General features: G+C 55.9%; 12 protein-coding genes and 1 pseudogene. 8 read left to right on the forward strand and 5 right to left on the reverse strand.

Features of this window, described 5'->3' with window-relative positions:
* Positions 1–65: 65 nt before the first annotated feature.
* The 5 genes from NUH87_RS06100 to NUH87_RS06120 form a co-directional block, all read right to left on the reverse strand.
* Positions 66–2,327, reverse strand: a complete 2,262-nt coding sequence (locus NUH87_RS06100) for a KAP family P-loop NTPase fold protein (RefSeq protein WP_338525213.1) — start codon at positions 2,325–2,327, stop codon at positions 66–68.
* 339 nt (positions 2,328–2,666) lie between these two features.
* Entirely contained in the window at positions 2,667–4,136 is a 1,470-nt protein-coding gene (locus NUH87_RS06105) for a hypothetical protein (RefSeq protein WP_338525214.1), read from the reverse strand.
* 275 nt (positions 4,137–4,411) lie between these two features.
* Positions 4,412–4,570 carry a hypothetical protein gene (locus NUH87_RS31225; protein WP_422393906.1) on the reverse strand — a complete coding sequence of 53 codons (159 nt, stop codon included), beginning with the start codon at positions 4,568–4,570 and terminating at the stop codon, positions 4,412–4,414.
* 426 nt (positions 4,571–4,996) lie between these two features.
* Positions 4,997–5,785, reverse strand: coding sequence for a VCBS repeat-containing protein (locus tag NUH87_RS06115; RefSeq protein ID WP_338525215.1), 789 nt, complete (start codon positions 5,783–5,785; stop codon positions 4,997–4,999).
* Positions 5,755–7,056, reverse strand: a complete 1,302-nt coding sequence (locus NUH87_RS06120) for a Vps62-related protein (RefSeq protein WP_338525216.1) — start codon at positions 7,054–7,056, stop codon at positions 5,755–5,757. The genes NUH87_RS06115 and NUH87_RS06120 overlap by 31 nt, the downstream gene beginning before the upstream one ends.
* Positions 7,057–7,193: 137 nt before the next feature.
* Here NUH87_RS06120 and NUH87_RS06125 point away from each other — a divergent pair.
* From NUH87_RS06125 to NUH87_RS06155, 8 genes and pseudogenes are all read left to right on the forward strand, one after another.
* A pseudogene (locus tag NUH87_RS06125) lies at positions 7,194–7,301 on the forward strand (IS5/IS1182 family transposase); the annotation flags it as partial.
* Positions 7,302–8,530: 1,229 nt separating this feature from the next.
* Positions 8,531–9,679: a cytochrome-c peroxidase gene (locus tag NUH87_RS06130; protein WP_338525217.1), complete on the forward strand. Its 1,149-nt coding sequence runs from the start codon at positions 8,531–8,533 to the stop codon at positions 9,677–9,679.
* A 4-nt stretch (positions 9,680–9,683) separates the two neighbouring features.
* Positions 9,684–13,391: an Ig-like domain-containing protein gene (locus NUH87_RS06135; protein WP_338525218.1), complete on the forward strand. Its 3,708-nt coding sequence runs from the start codon at positions 9,684–9,686 to the stop codon at positions 13,389–13,391.
* 116 nt (positions 13,392–13,507) lie between these two features.
* Positions 13,508–14,038 carry an Ig-like domain-containing protein gene (locus NUH87_RS31230; protein WP_422393926.1) on the forward strand — a complete coding sequence of 177 codons (531 nt, stop codon included), beginning with the start codon at positions 13,508–13,510 and terminating at the stop codon, positions 14,036–14,038.
* A complete protein-coding gene (locus NUH87_RS06140) occupies positions 14,035–18,093 on the forward strand; it encodes an RHS repeat-associated core domain-containing protein (protein ID WP_338525219.1) in 4,059 nt (1,352 codons plus the stop codon). The genes NUH87_RS31230 and NUH87_RS06140 overlap by 4 nt, the downstream gene beginning before the upstream one ends.
* A gap of 56 nt (positions 18,094–18,149) precedes the next feature.
* Entirely contained in the window at positions 18,150–18,563 is a 414-nt protein-coding gene (locus tag NUH87_RS06145) for a hypothetical protein (RefSeq protein WP_338525220.1), read from the forward strand.
* Between the two features lie 74 nt (positions 18,564–18,637).
* The gene (locus tag NUH87_RS06150; RefSeq protein ID WP_338525221.1) at positions 18,638–19,732 is read left to right on the forward strand and encodes an RHS repeat-associated core domain-containing protein; all 1,095 of its coding nucleotides are present in this window, start codon (positions 18,638–18,640) and stop codon (positions 19,730–19,732) included.
* 452 nt (positions 19,733–20,184) lie between these two features.
* Positions 20,185–21,036: an RHS repeat-associated core domain-containing protein gene (locus NUH87_RS06155; RefSeq protein WP_338525222.1), complete on the forward strand. Its 852-nt coding sequence runs from the start codon at positions 20,185–20,187 to the stop codon at positions 21,034–21,036.
* The last annotated feature ends 184 nt before the right edge of the window (positions 21,037–21,220 follow it).

The following is a 21,220-nucleotide window of genomic DNA, read 5'->3' on the forward strand; positions in this document are numbered from 1 at the left end:
CTGGCTCAGGTGTTGCTGTTCTCCAACACCCATGCCGCTAACTGTCATGCGTTCGCGACTGCACTTCAGTCATAGTCCGACTTCTCGCCCCGCTCGTGCCTTCCCACTGCTTCCTCGACAAGCTCAATGGCTTGTTTTTCAGATCCGGTCAGCGCGGCGCGGTCGACCTGGGCAAGCCATCCCTTACATGCTTCAATTCCAAACAAATCGTCGACCACCGCGATACGCACAAAGTAGAAGTTAGACGCAACCTCGCCGCCGTAGGACGTCCCCTTGTTTACGACCGAACGAGCCAGCAGAAGAAATCGCTCCATGGTTGTGACATGCTGGTTGGTCCAATTTTTCCCCGCCCCGTCCGCAAACCGATTCAATCGATATGCATAGGAAACGAAGTTCCAATGCGCAAGAAACGCTTCGGGCTCCTGGTTCGCGTGCACCAACAGGGCTTCAGTAAATGCTTGTTTTAGCGCTTCGAAGCCGACGTCATCCAGATCGGTGATATCCGAGTTTTCCCGGGCGGAGGACTCCGACATCAGGACACGTTCGAGCACAGCGAATCCTTTGACTTGCTCGAAAGCGCAAGACAGTAGCTCGCTACGTACGGCAGCTTCGTTGTGGCGCTGCAGGAAGAACAACAACAAGCGAAACGTCTGGGCTGGCGCGGACATCGACGTAATGGATGATTCACTTCCGATCACGGTTTCACCAACCTCCAGCAACGTCTCGACAACGGCTTCAGAATGTTCAATTGGAAATTCCTCTATCCGGGATTCCAGCCGTTCCAAAATCGCCTTCTGCCGTGTCTCGTCGCAATCACGCAACGTATCGCAAAATTGCTGCGCGTCGGTCAGTTGCTGGACCAAGGAATGTAGCAGTGAGTTGGAGACCTCTTCGACTGGTAGCCCTAATTCAAAGTAGCGGTCAAAGAAGTCGCCGCAGCACACCCTCGATTCGCGTATCCATCGCTTCCGCATGGAGCCACTGTACGAAGTGTTATTGAATGCCCAGTCCAAATTGGGGAATAGATGTTTCAGTGTCTGCTCAGTGCCCTCTCGACACTCCTGTGGCGCACGCTCCACCATCTGCTGGATCAGCCCTTTAATGCGCTCCTTTTCGCCTTGTGTTTGGGACATCACCTGCTGGCTACTGGTCAGCAGCTCTTTACTCTGAGCTATTGCTTCGTAACTGGACGGAGCGAAAACCCGAAAGCACTCCAGCGCAAACAGATCCACAGGGTTGATCTCCGCCACGTCTCCTCCCCGCAGCAATCGGCAGTGGAACGTAAGCGTGGACGTGTAGCGGTAAACATCACGCAAGTTCTGGAAAAACGGCTTCATACCGTGCCGGTAGACACCGGCCCAATAGTTTGAGTCGAAGTGTGCGGCCAATTGCGGTTCTGCGGCGAGGATCGAGTCCAACCGTTGAAACAGCACCTTTTCCAGGCTTGAGGCGGGAAGAACCGGGACGCTGAACGGCACCTGGATGATTTTCTCAAGATACTCGGCCCCATTGAAACCGGCACGCTGGAGCCCCTCCTCAACAACATCGCGCTGGAACAGCAAGAGAAACACCACGTTGGGAAACTGCATATTCCCCTTGACCAGTTGGAACAGGGCCTTCATTTGATCCGATGCCAGGCGATCAATGTCATCCATCACAATCAGCAGTGGGTGATTTCGCTTGGCCAACAGAGAGGATATTTCGCCGCGAATCTCACTCAGGGTGAGCTCGTCGTCCTTGGCCGTCTTGTCCGCACTGTCGGCTAGGTCCTGCAGAAACTTAGCAACCTTTTTGAGCACAGCCGGTACGGCCGCTATCGCCGAAAAGCCGCTAACGAAATGCAGTACCGTTTGCATCATGGGATTGGCGACCCAACTGCTGACATAGCTCGCGGTCAGCGCGGATCCGAGCAGTATAGGCAGGTACTTGGCCATGCCATCGATCACCCCCGCACCGGTGTTGATCCGCCGTCCATACCGGCGTAGGGCTTTGGCCAGCCGCTTGCCCTCCTTGCTCTTGTCTTTTCTCTGAATGGCAAGAGAGACCTCGTCGAAAAAAGTCGCACTGAGCTTCTCCTGGCCGGCCCACTCCCACGGATTGAACTCGATGACCTCATGCCCGGGGACGCTCTTAAAGTCCTCAACGACTAGGTTCTTGATCGAGCTCTTGCCGCTGCCCCAGGCCCCCATCAGCGCAATGACCAGACTCTCCTGGTCTTTCCAACTGGCCATGGCTTCAGTCAGGCCCTTTGCAAACCCCGATCGGCCGAGGAGATCCTGATCGTGCTTAGCGATTGGCCGGTCATCGGCAAACCGTAAATTTTCCATGTTGTTTTTCCTTGCGCCATGGGCCCCGCGGCGATTGTGATGATGATCTCGGTCCGCCCTGCTCATGCAGTCAGACCTTTCTACGATGCACTGGCCCATATGCGTGATTTGCTATTCACCGCTGGCGCTGCAGCCGGCAGTACCAGTGTTTGCCGAGGGATTGGTACCGGCAACTCTCCCCACAGAGATACCGGTACTATTGAAGAGACGAGCACTGGCCTATACCGGTAAAACTTCCTCACGGCGTATTCATCAAATCTTCTGCTGGTATTCCATCGACGGTGATGGCGTTCAATGTAGAACTGGATCGGGAAGCCAGGCCTCCCGTTCCGCGGGGCGTCACTCCACCGCTTTGATCGTCCACTTCCCGTACCATTTGGACGGGCTGTTCGCGACATACTCGACCGGCACAAACAGTCCATACGCCTCCAGGTAGGCGAAAGTACCGATGCCCTGCCCCCACTGGTAGTCCCAGCCGGTGCAGTTGAGCACTTTTGCGTTGCCTGTCAGGCTCGGGTAATAGGCACTGGCAGGCCGCTGCGATTCAACGTTGCACGTAAAGCCGTAGTCCTTGGGTATCTGTAAGTTTTCGTCAAAGACGAACGGTATTTCCAGGGTGTATCGCAGCTGCGCACCGACCGGCATCGTTGCCCAATCACCCTCGAACTTGAGGTTAGTGGCAGGTGAACGCTCTTTGACAGAGAACCCATTGGCAGAGGTGTTGAAGTTACTTTTGCCCAGGGTAATCAGACCTCGGAAACTGACTTTAACCTCCTGGTTCAGCGAGCCTTGGCCGCGCTCGACCAGCATCTTGCCTGTCTCGCTCGACGGGTAGCTTGTATCGCTCCCCAAGCGTCCCAAGCCATATAGCCCGGGTCGGTTTGCCTGGGCCAAGTCGTTGAACACCAGTTGCAGGTGCTGGATGCTCTTCTCCGGCCTGGGCATGTTCAATGCCTCGATGGCCTTCACGATAGAGGGCGCTATCGCTGGTACCGGCAATTTAAAGGGTGATTGCTCACGCCCTTCATAATGCGCGTACTGCTCCAATGACTGCGGTTTGCCGCATGCCAACTGAAGCAGTTGGCGTTCATCGGCGTCCAGACTGCCCTGGCCCTTGGGGGCGGGTTTTGCCTGTATCTCTCCACCAATGACGAGGCCTTTCGGACCGAGATAGAAAGCACTCAAGAGGGCAAGCTGTTGCAGTGAACAGTTGGCCGTCCAACGCTGGCGCGACTGGCTATACAAGGCTTCTTTGTCGGGCAACAGCGTTTCGCTGGCCGGGACTCGGGCACTCCAGAACGTGACCTCATCACCCTTTACCTTCAGGCTGGCGCGGTCGATCAGTTGCCAGTCCTGATGGTTGGGTGTCGCAAATGCGCGCCAGTCGGGTGGTGCTGTCTGAGCGCAGACTTGTTTGAGTTGTGCGCTCTGCAGGTACTGCTTTTTTTGTTCTACTGGGATTTGCCCCAACTCCTCGGGGCGTGTGTTCGGACCATCAGAGAACGACACCATGCCCCTCGTGGTAAGAAATACCATCTCTACAGTAGGTTTGCTGCAATCGGTATCGAAACTCGCGAGATAGCGGTGCTCCCGTCCCGGCGGGGTGCGCACGACATAGGTGATCCGTTCCCCTTCACGCACGATCGAGCTTGGCTCTGGGGTCTCCTTCAGAACAGCGTTGAACACCTCAAGTCCTGGCGAGATCGCCGGCGGTGTGGACGATCCGAGCCCGGTGGTTTGGCATCCTGAAAGTGCCAAGGTGAGAGCGAGCAACGGAAAACAGCTGAAGCGGTGAAACGTGGCATCCATGCGAGCGTACTTAGTCGATAGAAAGATGGCACTTTAACATGAATACAGCTCCGTCACTGAGGGGGCGGCGGCGCCAGCTTCAGCGCCCTGGTGCGGAATAGCACTCCACTTGACCACCTGTTTGCATTCGGCCTGACCAGTCATTTGCATTGCATCTGGCCAGCGATTGCATCGGATTTGACCATCTTGCTTCATAGCCATGATCGCCGGAGAACTGCACATTACTGCCGATCACGGCGACAGGCAGTAATCGGCCAGAAGCGGTCGTTGAACGCCTACAAACCTGAGGGCGATTCAGAAAAGAATTCGAGGTGCTGTATGCTGACCTCATCGGCGCCGACAAAGGCGTGAGATTTGAGCAGTTCAAGCCTGGCCGCGATGGTGGCGTTGACGGGCGCTTTTTCACGCCCACTGGTACTGAATGGATCCTTCAAGCAAAGCACCGACCTGGGACGCCTTTACCTCAACTCGTGACCCACCTACGAAACTCTGAGGCGCCGAAGGCAGCCGCTCTCAATCCGGAGCGCTACATTCTGGTGGTCTCTCATTCGCTTACAAGGTTAAACAAGCAGGAGTTGGTCGAGGCTCTGTGCAGTCAAGCGTCCTGTCCCATCGACGTCTACGGCCGAGAGGATTTGAATGACCTGCTCTCCCGGCATCCTATAGTTGAGCGTCGACATTTCAAGCTCTGGATTACCGGCTCCACAGTGCTATTTAGCCTGCTCAACAACGCAGTCATGGCCCGCAGGGTTACTGGTGTAGGAACCCTGCGGGTTTGCTCTTCTTTCTCAAATCTCTGCCGCAAACGTCAACAGGTCATACGCCAAAAGGTCATCAGATCAGCCTTTGATACATGGTTGTTACTCGGTGGTTTTGCTGTACATGATCATGTTGAGATCCCCCCCCCATGCCTGGATGATCTGTTGTGAGCCGTTGCCATGGATGTCGGCCACGAGCCATACCACCGCACCCGGTTCCCGGCCCATGGCACCGGTCCAGGCTTTCTGGAATCCTCCGGCGCCGTTACTGGCGTACATGGTGAAGTTCAGCTCATCGCCCCAGCCCTGCACGATCTCCGCTTTACCGTCGCGATTGAAGTCGCCGACTAGCCAGGTGACGGCGCCGGAACCCTGTCCCATGGCACCGGTCCAGGCAACCTTCATTCCGTTGGCACCATCATTGCCGTACACAATGAAGTTGAGATCGTCGCCCCAGCCCTGAGCGATCTCATCCTTGCCGTCTCCGTTGAAGTCGCCGACCAGCCACTGGACAGCGCCAGTACCTTGGCCCATGGCCCCCGTCCACAGGGTCTTGATGCCGCCGTTGCCGTCGCTGCCGTACATGATGAAATTGAGGTCACCGCCCCAGGCCTGGACGATCTCATCCTTGCCGTCTCCGTTGAAGTCGCCGACCAGCCACTTGACGGCACCGGTGCCTTGGCCCATGGCCCCCGCCCACAGTGTTTTCAGTCCTCCATTGCCATCGCTGCCATACATGATGAAGGTGAGATCACCGCCCCAGGCCTGGACGATCTCATCCTTGCCGTCTCCGTTGAAGTCGCCGACCAGCCACTTGACGGCGCCGGTGCCTTGGCCCATGGCCCCCGCCCACAGTGTTTTCAGTCCTCCATTGCCATCGCTGCCATACATGATGAAGTTGAGATCCCCCCCCAGGCCTGGACGATCTCATCCTTGCCGTCGCCGTTGAAGTCGCCGACCAGCCACTGGACAGCGCCAGTACCTTGGCCCATGGCCCCCGTCCACAGGGTCTTGATGCCGCCGTAGCCGTCGCTGCCGTACATGATGAAATTGAGGTCACCGCCCCAGGCCTGGACGATCTCATCCTTGCCGTCGCCGTTGAAGTCGCCGACCAGCCACTGGACAGCGCCGGTGCCTTGGCCCATGGCACCCGCCCACTCAGCGGACAGGCCACTCGGAACATGTCCTACAGGACCTTTCGGGCCACTTTCGACCGATTTGTAGGGGTAGGAATAGTCGCCGTACACGGGAATCGCTACCTTGACATCATCGAACTCCTTCGTGTACTGCCCCCATCGGGCGTCGAAACTCCACCACGCCGGAGGGGTTACGCCATGTTCGGGATAGTCTGAAAAGACGATGTCTGCATGCCCGGCGGCCGATACATCGAACTGGCGACCTTGATCTGCGGCCATGTCGAACAGGTCGACGTCCAGATGTCCGACAAAGTAATCCTTGTGGGCGATCCGCTTGTAGTTATGGGTCCCTGCCGATTCATAGTGTGCGTGAGAATCTTTTGCGACGTAGATGATAGGGTGCGTGCCTTGGTAGGAAAGTGTCGAGGGATCCTGAACCCAGATGGTCAGGTCGTGTCGCGAGAGGTAGACCTTCTTGATCTTCCACCCGGCGGGGGCACTGGCATCCCGGCCGCACACCAGGGTGACATGTTCCCAATCGCCGTAATGAATGCCGCTTTCCTTGAGAAACACAATCTGGTTAATGATGTTGCCAAAGGTGATGTGGATTTTGCCAGGGCCGTTGTAACCGTAAAACATCCAGAACTGGATGTTGACGACGTCGTCGGTAACACCACGTTTCACGCAAACCTGCGCCGCCGCTCTATCAAGGTTGCCACCTTTTAGACTGTCATGGATATTGAGCCAGTAGCGGAAAGAATCGCTTTTATTCGCATTTGGATCTGCCTTGGCCTTCGCAACAGCAGCGGCCAGCGCGTCCTGGGATAACAATCCCACGAGGCCCAAGCCCTGCTCCTTGAATGCATCGTAGTCGTCCTCTCCGGTAATCAAGCCCCAGCCCAATGTGCAAGCGCCCGCAGCGAGGAACGGCACGGGTGCATCGGGAAGATACATTTCATCGGGATGGAACTTAAAAACGGGACCGTACTGCTGAATAATTGCGTTGACTTCTTCAACTGTAATCATGACCAATTGCTCCAATTATAATTTTCCCACGATGAGTAAAAAGGCTTATGGCCTGTTGACGTTTGCGGCTGGGACTTGAGAGAGAAAAGCAAACTGCAGAATTGAGGTTCCTAGACCAGTAACCCTGCGGGTTTACAATGCCCCGATTGATGCTCAGTGACGAGCTTTGGTCGAAGCTGGAAAAATCTCTGCTTCAACAAACGATTTATCACAAGCCAGATCTGCAGTTGACGGTCGAGGGAATGCACCGAGTTTGGTGTTTTGTGGCGCCAACATAAAATATCCTTTTTATAAGTCCAATTCAGGCATTAGGCGCAGCAAGTGTGGCGACCACGCTCTTCAGATTTGAATGTCGCGGTTTCCTGAACTCGTGGCAGTGTTTCTAAAAAAATCTATCGCTAAGTGAAATGTTCGAGCTCTTGCCCCTCACTGCCCGCCTGACCAAGAGGACGGTAAAAGCAGCATAGTGGCAATTTGACGCATGGCACGCTTGCAGCCAAAATTTATTCACCTCAATCAACTACCGATAGGAGAGGGAAAACCTACGCACTACGGGTTTAGTAACCCTGACCGTCTGCTTCTGGCCGTTTTCTGCCGCTGGTCACAGGTAGCTATGGATCGTTTTCTGCCGGTCATGACCACGAAGCGTGGTGGTCAAATCCGATGCAAATGGCTGATCAGGTCGAATGCAAAAAGGTGGGCGAGTCTGTGTAGTTCCCCACCCTGGGCAACAAGTACCGATCTTGCACCGCTGCGCCGTTTCGGCTGCATTGGTGCAAGGTACGAAGCACCGGTCGCGGCCAATGTCTCAGAAAAAACGCTACCGCTGTGAACCGCAGCTCGACTGCTCAAAAAATATTTTTTCCTCCCCTCCCACCGCGTCACACCCTCTTAATCTCGAGCGTTGGCCTTGAGGGGCGCACTATTGGGGGAACGGCTGAGCATACGGGTAACGGCCTAAGACGCCCCTTAAAAGTAAACAAAAACAGCCAGATCGGGTTGTGGTTACCGCAAAGGACAGGACATGGAGAGCCTGTGAAACGAGAAGGCTACTGCCTTCCTGCAAGTCAGGAGGCTGCCTTCGAACAAACCTCGCAGGGTCTAAATTGGTGGCAGAAAAGCCATCCCGCCCGCTGGGTTTTCAGGCCCCCGTTGGCGATTCTTTTGACACTGTACTACTGTCACTCCGTGCTGGATGCTCGGGATCGCGGATGTTCGATCTCGCCCACGTTCATGGAATGAAGGCCCCATTGTGAGCACGCAAGTGTTCCAACCGCTGTGCATACGACGTGTACGACGAGCCAAATTCGGCTCTGGTTCACAGGGAGGTGCTTATGGTGGCTTCAGGTCTACAGTCTCAGCAGCCAATGCTGGACGCTCTCCAATGGACTGATACGAAACACTCCGTTTTCCGCTCCTATTTCCCCTGGTATCCCGACTCCTGGCTTGCGCCCACCCAGTACACGTACTGAGCATGCGCATCGTGCATTGCCTGAGCATGTGCCTGGTGCTGGTGCCTGTTGGCATGCCAATAGCCGACCCTCTGCCTCTATCGTCGGCGACGTGCAGCGAGCAAACCGCCGAGAATCTGCTGGGCCTTCCACCCGTACCAGGAGACTCGTCGCCTGACCACCTGACGGAAAAAGTTCAGCTCGGCAAAACGCTGTTCTTTGACAAGCGTCTGAGTGCTGACGGCTCGATCAGTTGTGCCTCCTGTCATCATCCCGAACAGGGCTTCATCGATGGATTGCCGCGTGCCCAAGGTCTCCACCGCCAGCTGGGGACGCGTAACACACCGACCCTGATCAATGCGGTCTTTGCCCAGACCCAGTTCTGGGACGGGCGCCGCGACAGCCTCGAGACGCAGGCTACTGACCCGCTCTTCAACCCGATCGAACACGGCCTGCGCGATGAGGCGCAGTTACTCCACGTCATCCGGCAAGATGACCATTATGTTGCGGCCTTCGAGAAGGCGTTTGCGGTCCCCCCTGAGACGTTAACGGTCGCGCACGTTGCACAATCCATCGCGGCCTACGAGCGCACGCTGGTGGCCGGCAACTCTGCGTTTGATCGCTATCTCTATGGGCATGACAAAACGGCCCTGGATGCAGCCGCATTGCGTGGTCTGGAGTTGTTTCGTGGTCGTGCCCAGTGCGGGCAATGCCATGTCATCGGCCAGACCAGTGCGTTGTTCACCGATCAGCAGTTTCACACCCTGGGCGTGGGGCTCAAGCGCCTGGAAGATCGTTTGGCCCCAGAGGCGGTTCGTTTCGCGCAGCTGACCGCCGCCGAGCGCCAACAACGCGTGCTGTCGGATCCGGACCTGGCCGAGTTGGGCCGTTTCAGTGTCACCCTCAAGCCGACCGATCTCGGGCGCTTTCGCACCCCCAGCCTGCGCAATGTGGCCGAGACGGCGCCCTATATGCACGACGGCAGTGTCGCGACCCTTGAAGAAGCGGTGGACCTGGAAGTGTATTACCGCGGCGTCGAAGCCGGTCACCCTTTGATTCTGACCCCCTCAGAAAAGAACGATCTGGTGGCGTTTCTCAAAGCCTTAACGAGCCCTCGTTTCAAGCAAAGGGCTGAATGTGAATCCGCCCCACCCCAACAGAATCGAGGATAAGGATATGTCACGGCACGCGTCAGGCTGGCATAAGCTCGTGGTGATGGCAGGATGGATGCTGGGCCTGGTGCTTGCCGCCCAAGCCATGGCCGCGCCTACCGTGACATTAACCTCGCCAGCCAGTGGCGCTTCATTCATCGTGCCGACGACGCTCACCTTGACGGCCAATGCCACAGAGAGCGGCGGCAACATTGCCAAGGTGGACTTCTATCAGGGCAGCACCCTGCTGAGCACGGTCACCGCTGCACCGTACGCCTTCAACTGGACCGACGTTCCACCCGGCACCTACAGCCTCACGGCCAAAGCCACCGATACCCAGAACGTCGCAACGACCTCGTCCGCCGTTAGCATCACTGTTGGCACTGGCTCCATTGGCTATAGCTACGACCAGGCTGGCCGTCTAACCGGCGTCACCAACAGCACCGTATCGAGCGAATACGATCACGATGCCGTGGGCAATATCACGGCCATCAAAGGCTATGCCGCCAGTACGCCCAGTATCCTGGTCTTTTCGCCAGCGCAAGGCCCCGCCGGCACCACGGTCACGATTGATGGCAATAACTTCAACAGCACGGCCAGCCAAAACACCGTGCAGTTCAATGGCATCACCGCCAGTTCGGTGACCCTCGATCCGGGCTATCCCAACCGCCTGACGGTGGTGGTACCCAGTGGCGCCACGACTGGACCGATCAACGTGACCACCCCGGCAGGCAGCGCCACCTCGACAGTCAATTTCACGATCGCGGCGAGCCAGGCCCCCAGCATTACTGGCTTGTCGCCAACGATCGGAACGGCCGGCACCGCGCTCACGATTTCAGGAAGCAACTTCCAGGCGGATAAATTCAAAGACAAAGCGATTTTTAACGCCAGCTCATTGATCATCAATTCCGCAAGTACAAGCAGTATCACCACAAGTGTTCCCGCCAATACCCTGGGCGGTAAGGTCAGTGTCACAACGGCCTATGGCACTGCCATCAGCACACAGGACTTTTTTGTTCCGCCTTCTCCGTTGTTGGCAACGGACATTCAGTACATGGACCGTATCGCCTTTGGTGCGAGCAAGACGGCCAGCATTACCACTGGCGGTAAAAAGGCGCTGCTGCTCTTTGACGCGACACAGAACCAGCGGTTTTATCTCAATGTGACGGGGGCGACTTTTTCAGCCTGTTATACCCTGAGCATCTACACCCCCAATGGCAACCTCCTAACCACCACCCCGTGCTCCTCCTCCCCCGTCGATATTGACACCACAACATTGCCGGCGGCCGGTACCTACACGATCCTGGTCAACCCCAGCAGTAGTGCCACGGGCAATGTGACGCTCAACCTGTACAACGTGCCACCTGATCCAACCGGCACCCTTAGTGTTGACGGCTCGGATGTCACACTGGCAATGCCTTCCATCGGCCAGAACGGCAGCCTTACTTTTAGCGGCACTGCCGGCCAGCGCATTTACCTCAGTGCGCCCAACTCCACGTTTCCCCGTAGCGAAATGTTCACTCTCTACAAGCCGGATGCCAGCGGTAACGCCAGCACCAGTAATGGCAATATTTATTCCGCTCTATGGTCGACAGGAGACTACACCGATACCCTGACGCTCCCGGCCACGGGCACCTACACGATCTATCTCAACCCGAGCAGCACTGACACCGGTAGCATGACGTTCCATCTGATCAGCGTGCCGGCGGATGTCACAGGTACAATCAGCATTGATGGTGCCGACGTCACCCTGACCACAACCGCTATTGGCCAGAACGGCAGCCTTACCTTCAGCGGCACCGCCGGCCAGCGTATTTACCTCAGCGCGCCTAACTCCACCTATCCCCGTAGCGAATCGCTCACTGTCTACAAGCCCGATGCCAGCGGTAACGCCAGCATCAGTAATGGCAGTATTTATTCCGCCCTGTGGTCGACTGGAGATTACACGGGCACCCTCACGTTGCCGGCCACGGGCACCTACACGATCTATCTCAACCCAAGCAGCTCTGACACCGGCAGCATGACCTTCCATCTGATCAGCGTGCCGGCGGATGCCACGGGGACGATCAGTATTGATGGCGCCAATGTCACCCTGACCACGACTGCCATTGGCCAGAAGGGCAGCCTCACGTTCAGCGGCACCTCCGGCCAGCGTATTTACCTCAGCACACCCAACTCCACCTACCCCCGTAGCGAATCGCTCACTGTCTACAAGCCAGATGCCAGCGGTAACGCCAGCACCAGTAATGGCAATATTTATTCCGCCCTGTGGTCGACCGGAAACTACACGGGCACCCTCACGCTCCCGGCTACGGGCACTTACACGATCTATCTCAACCCGACTGGCAGCGACACAGGCAGCATGACGTTTCACCTGAGCAGCACGCCGGCGGATGTCACGGGGACGATCAGCATTGATGGCACCGATGTCACCCTGACCACAGTCGTCGCTGGCCAGAAGGGCAGCCTCACGTTCAGCGGCACCTCCGGCCAGCGTATTTACCTCAGTACACCCCACTCCACGTTTCCCCGTAGCGAACTGCTTACTCTCTACAAGCCCGATGCCAGCGGTAACGCCAGCACCAGCAACGGCAATATTTATTCCGGGCTATGGTCGACCGGAGACTACACCGATACCCTGACGCTCCCGGCCACAGGCACCTACACGATCTATCTCAGCCCAAGTAGCTCCGACACCGGCAGCATGACGTTCCACCTGATCAGCGTGCCGGCGGATGCCACGGGGACGATCAGTATTGATGGCGCCGACGTCTCCCTGACCACGACCGCCATTGGCCAGAACGGCAGCCTTACCTTCAGCGGCACCTCCGGCCAGCGTATTTACCTCAGTGCGCCCCACTCCACCTATCCCCGTAGCGAAATGCTCACGCTCTACAAGCCGGATGCCAGCGGCAACGCCAGCACCAGTAATGGCAACATCTATAGCAACTTGTGGTCGGCAGGAGACTACACGGGCACCCTCACGCTCCCGGCCACGGGCACCTACACGCTCTATCTCAACCCGAGTAGTTCCGACACCGGCAGCATGACGTTCCATCTGATCAGCGTGCCGGCGGATGTCACGGGTACGATCAGCATTGATGGCGCCGATGTCACCCTGACCACGACCGCCATTGGCCAGAAGGGCAGCCTCACGTTCAGCGGCACCTCCGGCCAGCGTATTTACCTCACCACACCCAACTCCACCTATCCCCGCAGCGAATCGCTCACCGTCTACAAACCAGATGCCAGCGGCAACGCCAGTACCAGTAATGGCAATATTTATTCCGCCCTGTGGTCGACCGGAGACTACACAAACACCCTGACACTACCGGCCACGGGCACCTACACGATCTATCTCAACCCGACTAGCAGCGACACCGGCGGCATGACGTTCCACCTGACCAGCGTGCCGGCCGATGTGACGGGGACGGTCACGATCAATGGCTCTGCCTTGACCGTCACCACAACGGCTGAGGGGCAAAATGCGAGCGTGACGTTCAGTGGAACCTCGGGCCAGACGGCAACGGTTCATTTGGCCAGCAACAGCATGGGCTCCGTCTTAGTGACCCTGAGAAAGCCCGACAACACGACCTTGACGTCGAATTCGTCCAGCAGTGCCAGTTTTAACCTGTCGTCCCAGACCCTTCCCACCACCGGCACCTATACGATCTATATCGATCCGTCGGCGGCCAATGTGGGCTCCATTAATGTCAGCGTGACCAATCCTTGAGGTAACTCGCCATGGAAAGGAATTATTTCGGTTGCGATGCCTCCTCACATTCTGAGATTTGGTCACGGCGAGTAAGGCATTGCTTGCTACAGTCAATCGCCTGGTTTGCGCTGATCATGGCCGCCTCCCAGACGATTGCAGCGCCGGCAATTGGCAGCAGTACGATCGAATCCTCCAGCCGCCGGATCAGCCTGCGCTTTTCCACACCAATGGCGGCGGCGTCACTGAACAATGACACCGTGACCGTGATCGGTCCGACCGGCCAAATTGCCGGCGCGGTAACCCCCGTGAAGGATGGGCGAGAGGTGCTCTTTGTGCCGACGCAGGAGCTATTGCCGGACACGCACTACAGCGTCTTTGTCAGCGGGTCCACCGATGAAAGTGGCAATCAACTCCCACTCACAGGGCACAGTTTTACTACACAAGCGCTGGCCGCCAACACCGCGTCAACCGGCGCTAACACCCCTCCTCCTGGCGCCCTCAGTGGCCACGCTGCGCCGTCAGCGACGCCCCCCTCCGCCGTTACGAGCAGCACGGGGCCTGAAGACTGGATCCCGGGCCCGGAACATTTCACTGGAGATTGGCGCGCCAAACGCCCCCCTCCCCCCTGCAGGATTTACCGCCTTTGCAGGCACCCTCGGGGGTGACTGCACTGGCGGGCCAAGTCCTGTTGATGAACGGCAATGCGGCTGTGGGTGTGAAATTGAAAGTGGGCGCACAAATCGCTACCACGGACGCGACCGGCCGCTTTTTGCTGAGTGGTCTCAACACCGGAAATCAAACGCTGAGAATCGATGGCTCCGGCGCCGACAAGCCGGGCCGTCACTATGGATTTTTTGATGACCTGGTCGTGATTTCTCAGGGCGGCAAAACACAAACCCTGCCATACACCATTTGGTTGCCCCGTACGGATACGCAACACGCTGTGAGCCTGCCCTCGCCGACAACCAGTGAAGTGACTGTCACCACACCCTATATCCCAGGTTTGGAATTGCACATTCCCCAAGGGACGGTCATTCGTGATATCGACGGTAAGGTGGTTACCTCCGTCAGTATCACGCCTATCCCTATTGATCGGACACCATTCCCGCTCCCCACACACGATATCCCGGTGTACTTCACCATTCAGCCAGGCAGCGCGAATCTACAGGCCATTGACCCCAAGAGCTTTCAGGCGGCACGGATCATTTATCCCAATTACAACAGCCGCCCGATCGGCTCGGCGATGGACTTCTGGACTTACGATCCCGTCTACAAAGGCTGGTACGTTTATGGCGAAGGGATCGTTTCCGCGAACGGCAAACAGGTGATTCCAGGGAACGGTGTGGGTATTTATGAGTTCACCGGAGCCATGGTCAGCGTGCCCTCCCTGGCGCCCGCCAAAAACCCCACCGCCGGCGGCGGCAATCAATGGCCAGAGGTTGCCTCGAGCGACAAAGCCGAGCCGGTGGATACGTCCACGGGGTTGTTCACCTATCCGCACACCGATCTGACCGTCGCTGACACTATTCCACTGACCTTGACTCGCACCTACCTTTCCGAGGATACGCGGTCGCGCGCCTTCGGCATTGGTACCAACCACGTGTATGACATTTTCATGGTCGGCGATACCAGCCCTTGGACCTATCAGGACCTGATTCTCTCGAATGGCGAGCGTATCCACTTCAACCGGACTTCGTCAGGTACGGGTTACGCGGATGCGGTGTATCAACACAACAGCTCCCCATTGGATCGATTTCAGGGGGCAACCATCTCGTGGGTCGGCGGCACTTGGCCGTGGCTGCTCAAGCTAAAAGATGGCTCGAAAATGTGGTTCCCGGACGCCGAAGACAACACCACGCTAGCAAAGGCAGCCATGACCCAGGCCATGGATCGCTTTGGTAATACGATCACACTGACACGAGACTCCGGCGGCAACCTGCAGCAGGTGACATCGCCCAATGGGCACTGGATAAGCCTCACCTATGACTCAAGCAACCGCATTACTCAGGCCAACGACAATATGGGTCGTACGGTCAGCTACACCTATGACAGCAACGGAAATCTTTCGACCGTAACCGATGCCAATGGCGGCGTGGAAACCTATACCTACGACAGCTCCCACCAGATGCTGACCATCACTCGACCCAACGGCAATGTGCTGCTCAGCAACAGTTACGATGCCAATGGCCGGGTCTCCCAGCAAACCCTGGGCTATGGCAGCCCTGTGGCGGGTACCTATCAATTCGCCTACACACTCAGCGGCAGCCAAGTGACCCAGACGGATGTGACCGATCCTCGCGGCAACATCGAGCGCTTGGTGTTCAATGGGGCGGGTTACGTCACAACAAACACCTACGGTGTCGGTCTGCCCGAGCAGCAAAGCTATAGCGTCCAACGCGACACCACCACCAACATGGTGACCTCCGTCACCGATGCCCTGGGACGAGTGACCGGATACGCACACGACGGTGTCGGCAACCTCACCAGCGTGACCCGACTGCAAGGGACATCGCAGGCCGTGACGGACAGCTATACCTACGACCCCACCTTCAATCAGCTGGCCAGCCACACCGATGGTCTGAGTCACACGACCAGCTACAGCTATGACAGTTTTGGACATCTGACGCAGATCACCGATCCCTTGGGCAATGCCGTGAAATTCACTTCCGACGGCCAAGGGCGGGTGACGCAGATCACCGACCCCATCGGCGCGAATACCACTCTCAGCTATTCTCTTGGCGATCTCGCCAGCGTCAGCGACCCTTTGGGGCGAACCACCAGCTACCTCACCGATAGCGCGGGGCGGATCCTGGCAATTACTGATGCCGTGGGGCGCCACACCATGATGGATTATGATCCGCTGGACCGTAAAACCAAGGTGACAGACCCACTGGGAAGCGTTACCAGTTTTGCCTACGACGCGAATAGCAATCTTCTGAGCGTCACTGACGCCAAGAGCGGAGTGCATGCGTATAGCTACGATGCTCGCGATCGCCGCGTGACTTACACCGATCCGTTGAACGCCACGCAAAGCTATGGCCTCGACGGCCTGGGTAATGTGACACAGTGGACCGCCCGCAATGGCGTCATCGCCACCTACACCTATGATGCTTTGAATCGGCGCACGCAATCGGCCTTCGGACAAACCTTGATTGGCGGTGGCCCCTCGTTGACCACACCCGATGCCACCGTGGGCTACACCTACGATGGTGGTAACCGTCTGACGCAGATCGTGGACACTCAAGGTGGCACGATTACTCGCAGCTTTGACAATCTGGATCACCTGCTCAGCGAGACGACCTCCCTGGGCACCGTCTCCTACGCTTACGATGCAGCTGATCGTCGCACCAGCATGACGGTGACGGGGCAGCCCGCCGTGAATTACACCTACGACGTCGGCAATCGCCTGACGAGTCTCGGTAACGGGAGCCAGAGTGCGGCCTTCACCTATGATGCGAACAACCGTCGTGCCACCTTGACCCTGCCCAACGGGGTCGTCGTCAGCTACGGTTACGATAACGCCGGCCAACTGATCAACCTCAGTTACGCCAAGGGCGGTACCAGCCTGGGCAATTTGAGCTATGGCTATGACAACGCTGGCCAGCGAGTGCAGCTTGGCGGCAGCCTGGCTAGCACCACCCTCCCCAGCGCCGTGAGCACTACCAGCTACAACGCCGCTAACCAACTGACGGCATGGGGTGGCGCCACCTTGCTGTATGACGCCAACGGCAATATGACCAGCGACGGCAGCAACACCTACACCTGGGATTCGCGTCAGCGCCTGAGCACACTCACGGGCACCACGTCCGGCAGCTTCAGTTATGACGCGGCCGACAGACGCAGCCAGAAGACGATTGCCGGGCAGACCACCAGCTATGTCTTCGACGGTATCAACCTGGTGCAAGAGCTGGCCGGTGCCGTCACCCCCACCGTACAGGCCAACCTCCTCACAGGTGGCGTCGATGAAGTCTTCAGCCGCACCGAGGCCGGTGGCAGCACCTACAGCTACCTGGTTGATGCACTGGGTTCAACCCAAGCACTCACCGACAGCACCGGAGCGTCCACCACGCAATACACCTATGACCCTTACGGCCAGACCAGCAGCAGCGGCTCCGCCAGCGCTAACAGCCAGCAGTACACCGGGCGGGAAAATGATGGCACGGGCCTCTATTATTATCGGGCACGGTATTACTCTCCGGGCTTTGGCCGGTTTATCTCGGGAGATCCGATTGGTCTTGCGGGAGGGATTAATACGTATGCCTATGCGAATGGAAATCCTATTCGGTACACCGACTCGAGAGGTTTGGATGTTTATGTCGGCAACACAAGTCAGGTAGCGGGCCTCCATCAAAAAATTATTGTGGATACACCTAACGGGCAGTATGGTCAAAGTTATGGGATGAACAGTCGCACCGACCCGCAACAAGGGATGTTCGAGGCAGCCAACGTTGCGCCAGCGCCCGGGCAAGCTGGTAGTGGTATTGTATATCCGGATAGCGATCCGACAACACAAATCCAGAAAACCTTGCACACCACTCCAGAGGAAGATGCCGTTATTGTGCAGTATCTTAAGAACCAGCTTGGCAATACTGGGCCATACAATGTAGTGACGAATAGCTGCCGAACATATTCAAATGCTCAGTTTGATGCCATTACACAACTTGTCAATAAAATGCGAGGGACTCCTTCCGCACAACTTTGGCAGCCTGACGGTCCTTGATGGTGATTAGGGTGTGTTAAAGTAAAATTAATTTACAATAATGGGCATGAGAAAAAATGAATATGTTTCTTGTGAAGGCTTTTTTAATGGGATTCTTGCCCTTCTACAGGGTGAGCCTCCCATTGGATTTGATGCCAGACAAGATGGAATACATTGAATACAAACAAGGTCACGAGCTAGGAAAAGCCTTTGTTCAAAAAGGACAAAATGCATATACGCACTTGTATGCATTGCTAAAAAAAGAGAAGCAGGGTTGGCGTTACGACATGACAACATACGCGCCAGAATATTTATATTCCTCCCCCAAGTTTAGAATAAATTGCTTTGACGGGGCCTTGACTGTCAATTATCAAGACAAGGAAAATGACTGGGTGCAAATTTCCAAAAAAATCGACGGCATGTCTTGCCCTATTGTGCAGATTTCCAATTCACCCGCTGTTGGCACTATGCCCAAGCCTCCCGAAAAATAAATAGAAACGACGCGCTGGGGGAGTTGTCATATCATCAGCCAGCGCTGGTGCTGAACAATGAAAAGGGGACAGACTTGAATGGCACTTCCTTAGCGTCTAAACTCCCCAGCGCCGTGAGCACTACCAGCTACAACGCCGCTAACCAACTGACGGCATGGGGCGGTGCCACCTTGCTGTATGACGCCAACGGCAACCTGACCAGTGACGGCAGCAATACCTACACCTGGGATTCGCGTCAGCGTCTGAGCACACTCACCGGCACCACGTCTGGCAGTTTCAGTTATGACGCGGTCAACAGACGCAGCCAGAAGACGATTGCCGGGCAGACCACCAGCTATGTCTTCGACGGTATCAACCTGGTGCAAGAGCTGACCGGTGCCGGCACCCCGACGGTACAGGCCAACCTCCTCACGGGCGGCATCGATGAAGTCTTCAGCCGCACCGAAGCCGGTGGCAGCACCTACAGCTACTTGGCAGATGCGCTGGGTTCAACCCAAGCACTCACCGACAGCACTGGAGCGTCCACCACGCAGTACACCTACGACCCTTATGGCCAGACCAGCAGCAGCGGCTCCGCCAGCGCTAACAGCCAGCAGTACACCGGGCGGGAAAATGATGGCACGGGCCTCTATTATTATCGGGCACGGTATTACTCTCCGGGCTTTGGCCGTTTTATCTCGGGAGATCCGATTGGCCTTGCTGGAGGAGTTAATACATACACCTATGTGAAGAGTAATCCAATCAATTCGCGTGATCCTCTTGGGCTTTGGACATTGCAGATTGGGCTCTCATATTCGTTATCATATACGATATTTTCCGCAGGCTTAGGTGGCACGGCTGGATTTGGGGGCGCCATTGATGGAAATGGAAATATAACTGCATATGGATTTTATGGTGGCGGGGGAACACTTGGCACGCCAGGGGTTTCCTCTGGCGTGCAAGTCGCAATGTCTAATGGCAATAGCGTTTGTGATTTGGCGGGGCCTTTCAGCAATGTAAGTTTGGGTGGTGGTTGGGGTCCAGACGCGACTGGCGATGCATTCTGGGGGGCTGGGTCTGAAGGTCAAATGGTGACCGGCGCGGGATGGACGCTAGGTGTTGGGGTTGGTGGGGGGGCTTTTGCTGGGCAAACGAATACGATTCTGGGCCCTATCGGACATTTATGGTGATGAACATGAGAATTGTTATCATAACATTTGAATTTACCGCCGGATTTTTTGGTATTTCATTATTTTTTTATCGAAATAATTTGTTTGCCCGATATGCACGGGAAGGTACGAAAAACTCCGATGCAACACATCAGATTTTGGTTAATAACCACGGATCTTTATCATATATAACCTTAATGCAATCAGATCATCTTAATTTATTAGTTTTTTTGTCTGTGTCTTTATTTTTTCTAATGGTAATCGTCAACTTTTTGCGACGAAAGTATTTGCATTAAGCTCACAAATTAATGTCTGCGAACATGGTTGACACCCAAGCGCTTTAAACTTATAAAACTAACGTAAATGTCGATGAAATACTTAGCCGCACCGAGGCCGGTGGCAGCACGTACAGCTACCTGGTTGATGCGCTGGGCTCAACCCAAGCGCTCACCGACAGCACCGGAGCATTCACCATGCAGTACACCTATGACCCTTACGGCCAGACCAGCAGCAGCAGCGGCTCCGCCAGTGCCAACAGCCAGCAGTACACCGGGCGGGAAAATGATGGCACGGGCCTCTATTATTATCGGGCCCGGTATTACTCTCCGGGCTTTGGCCGGTTTATCTCGGGAGATCCGATTGGACTTGCGGGAGGGATTAATACGTATGCGTATGTCACTGGAAATCCAGTAAGTAATACAGATCCGCAGGGTACGTTTCTGGTTGGTCTTGTGGGAACTGGAGTCGGTGTAGTTGTCGGAGCAACCACAAGTCTAGTCGTACAGGTTGTGCAGAACGGAGGGAATTGGTCATGCGTTAATTGGGAGAATGTAGGTTGGTCCGCAGTTACTGGTGGTGCTGCCGGCTTTCTACTCACTACTTCTCTCGGAGGGAGTGTCCTTGGAGTTGCCGGAGTCGGTGCAACTACAAACCTGCTAAACTATGGTTTAACTACAACTCCCAGCGACTACTCAGTCGCTGGAGCCAGCACTTCAGCGATTAGTGGTGCGGTAGGTGGTGTTATCGGTGGAAAGTCGCCTGCCCCATATATGTTCATAAGCCCCTCACCGGCCCTAAATGACCTCGGCTTAGTAGGTCAGATGGTAGGTATAAAGACCTTAAGCATGGGGATTCTTGGCGGAACTGTCGGAGCCTTTGACTATACAAAAGGCATTCAAAAAAATAGCGCCAAGGAGATCCAACATGAACAAACAAAAGCGCTCATACATCATCCAGGCATCATTGGCCATGTGCTTGTGGGCTATCTTAGTCTTGATGGCTTCAATAAAGTTCGCATCTGCGGATCAATTAACACAACCAACTAAATTGGCTATATGGGGGTTTTTCTTAATTAACGGCGCTTGCTTCATTGTTATCTTATTTAACTTTTACAAGAAAATCGATGATTTTGATCGCAAGTAAAACTGGATCGGCACATGTTAAACAACAGCAGACGGAGCTTCAAGGGAAGAATTTTGAATACTATGTTCATCTAAAAAGACTGCTATC

The organism is Pseudomonas batumici (assembly GCF_036585405.1).
Classification (GTDB): Bacteria; Pseudomonadota; Gammaproteobacteria; order Pseudomonadales; family Pseudomonadaceae; genus Aquipseudomonas; species Aquipseudomonas batumici.

Excerpts from the sequence above, each read along its gene's own strand:
- NUH87_RS06130 (WP_338525217.1), top strand. The coding sequence starts at position 8,531 with ATGCGCATCGTGCATTGCCTGAGCATGTGCCTGGTGCTGGTGCCTGTT.
- NUH87_RS06145 (WP_338525220.1), top strand. The coding sequence starts at position 18,150 with ATGAATATGTTTCTTGTGAAGGCTTTTTTAATGGGATTCTTGCCCTTC.
- NUH87_RS06120 (WP_338525216.1), bottom strand. The coding sequence starts at position 7,056 with ATGATTACAGTTGAAGAAGTCAACGCAATTATTCAGCAGTACGGTCCC.
- NUH87_RS06155 (WP_338525222.1), top strand. The coding sequence starts at position 20,185 with ATGCAGTACACCTATGACCCTTACGGCCAGACCAGCAGCAGCAGCGGC.
- NUH87_RS31230 (WP_422393926.1), top strand. The coding sequence starts at position 13,508 with ATGGCCGCCTCCCAGACGATTGCAGCGCCGGCAATTGGCAGCAGTACG.
- NUH87_RS06115 (WP_338525215.1), bottom strand. The coding sequence starts at position 5,785 with ATGTATGGCAGCGATGGCAATGGAGGACTGAAAACACTGTGGGCGGGG.
- NUH87_RS06105 (WP_338525214.1), bottom strand. The coding sequence starts at position 4,136 with ATGGATGCCACGTTTCACCGCTTCAGCTGTTTTCCGTTGCTCGCTCTC.
- NUH87_RS06100 (WP_338525213.1), bottom strand. The coding sequence starts at position 2,327 with ATGGAAAATTTACGGTTTGCCGATGACCGGCCAATCGCTAAGCACGAT.
- NUH87_RS06135 (WP_338525218.1), top strand. The coding sequence starts at position 9,684 with ATGTCACGGCACGCGTCAGGCTGGCATAAGCTCGTGGTGATGGCAGGA.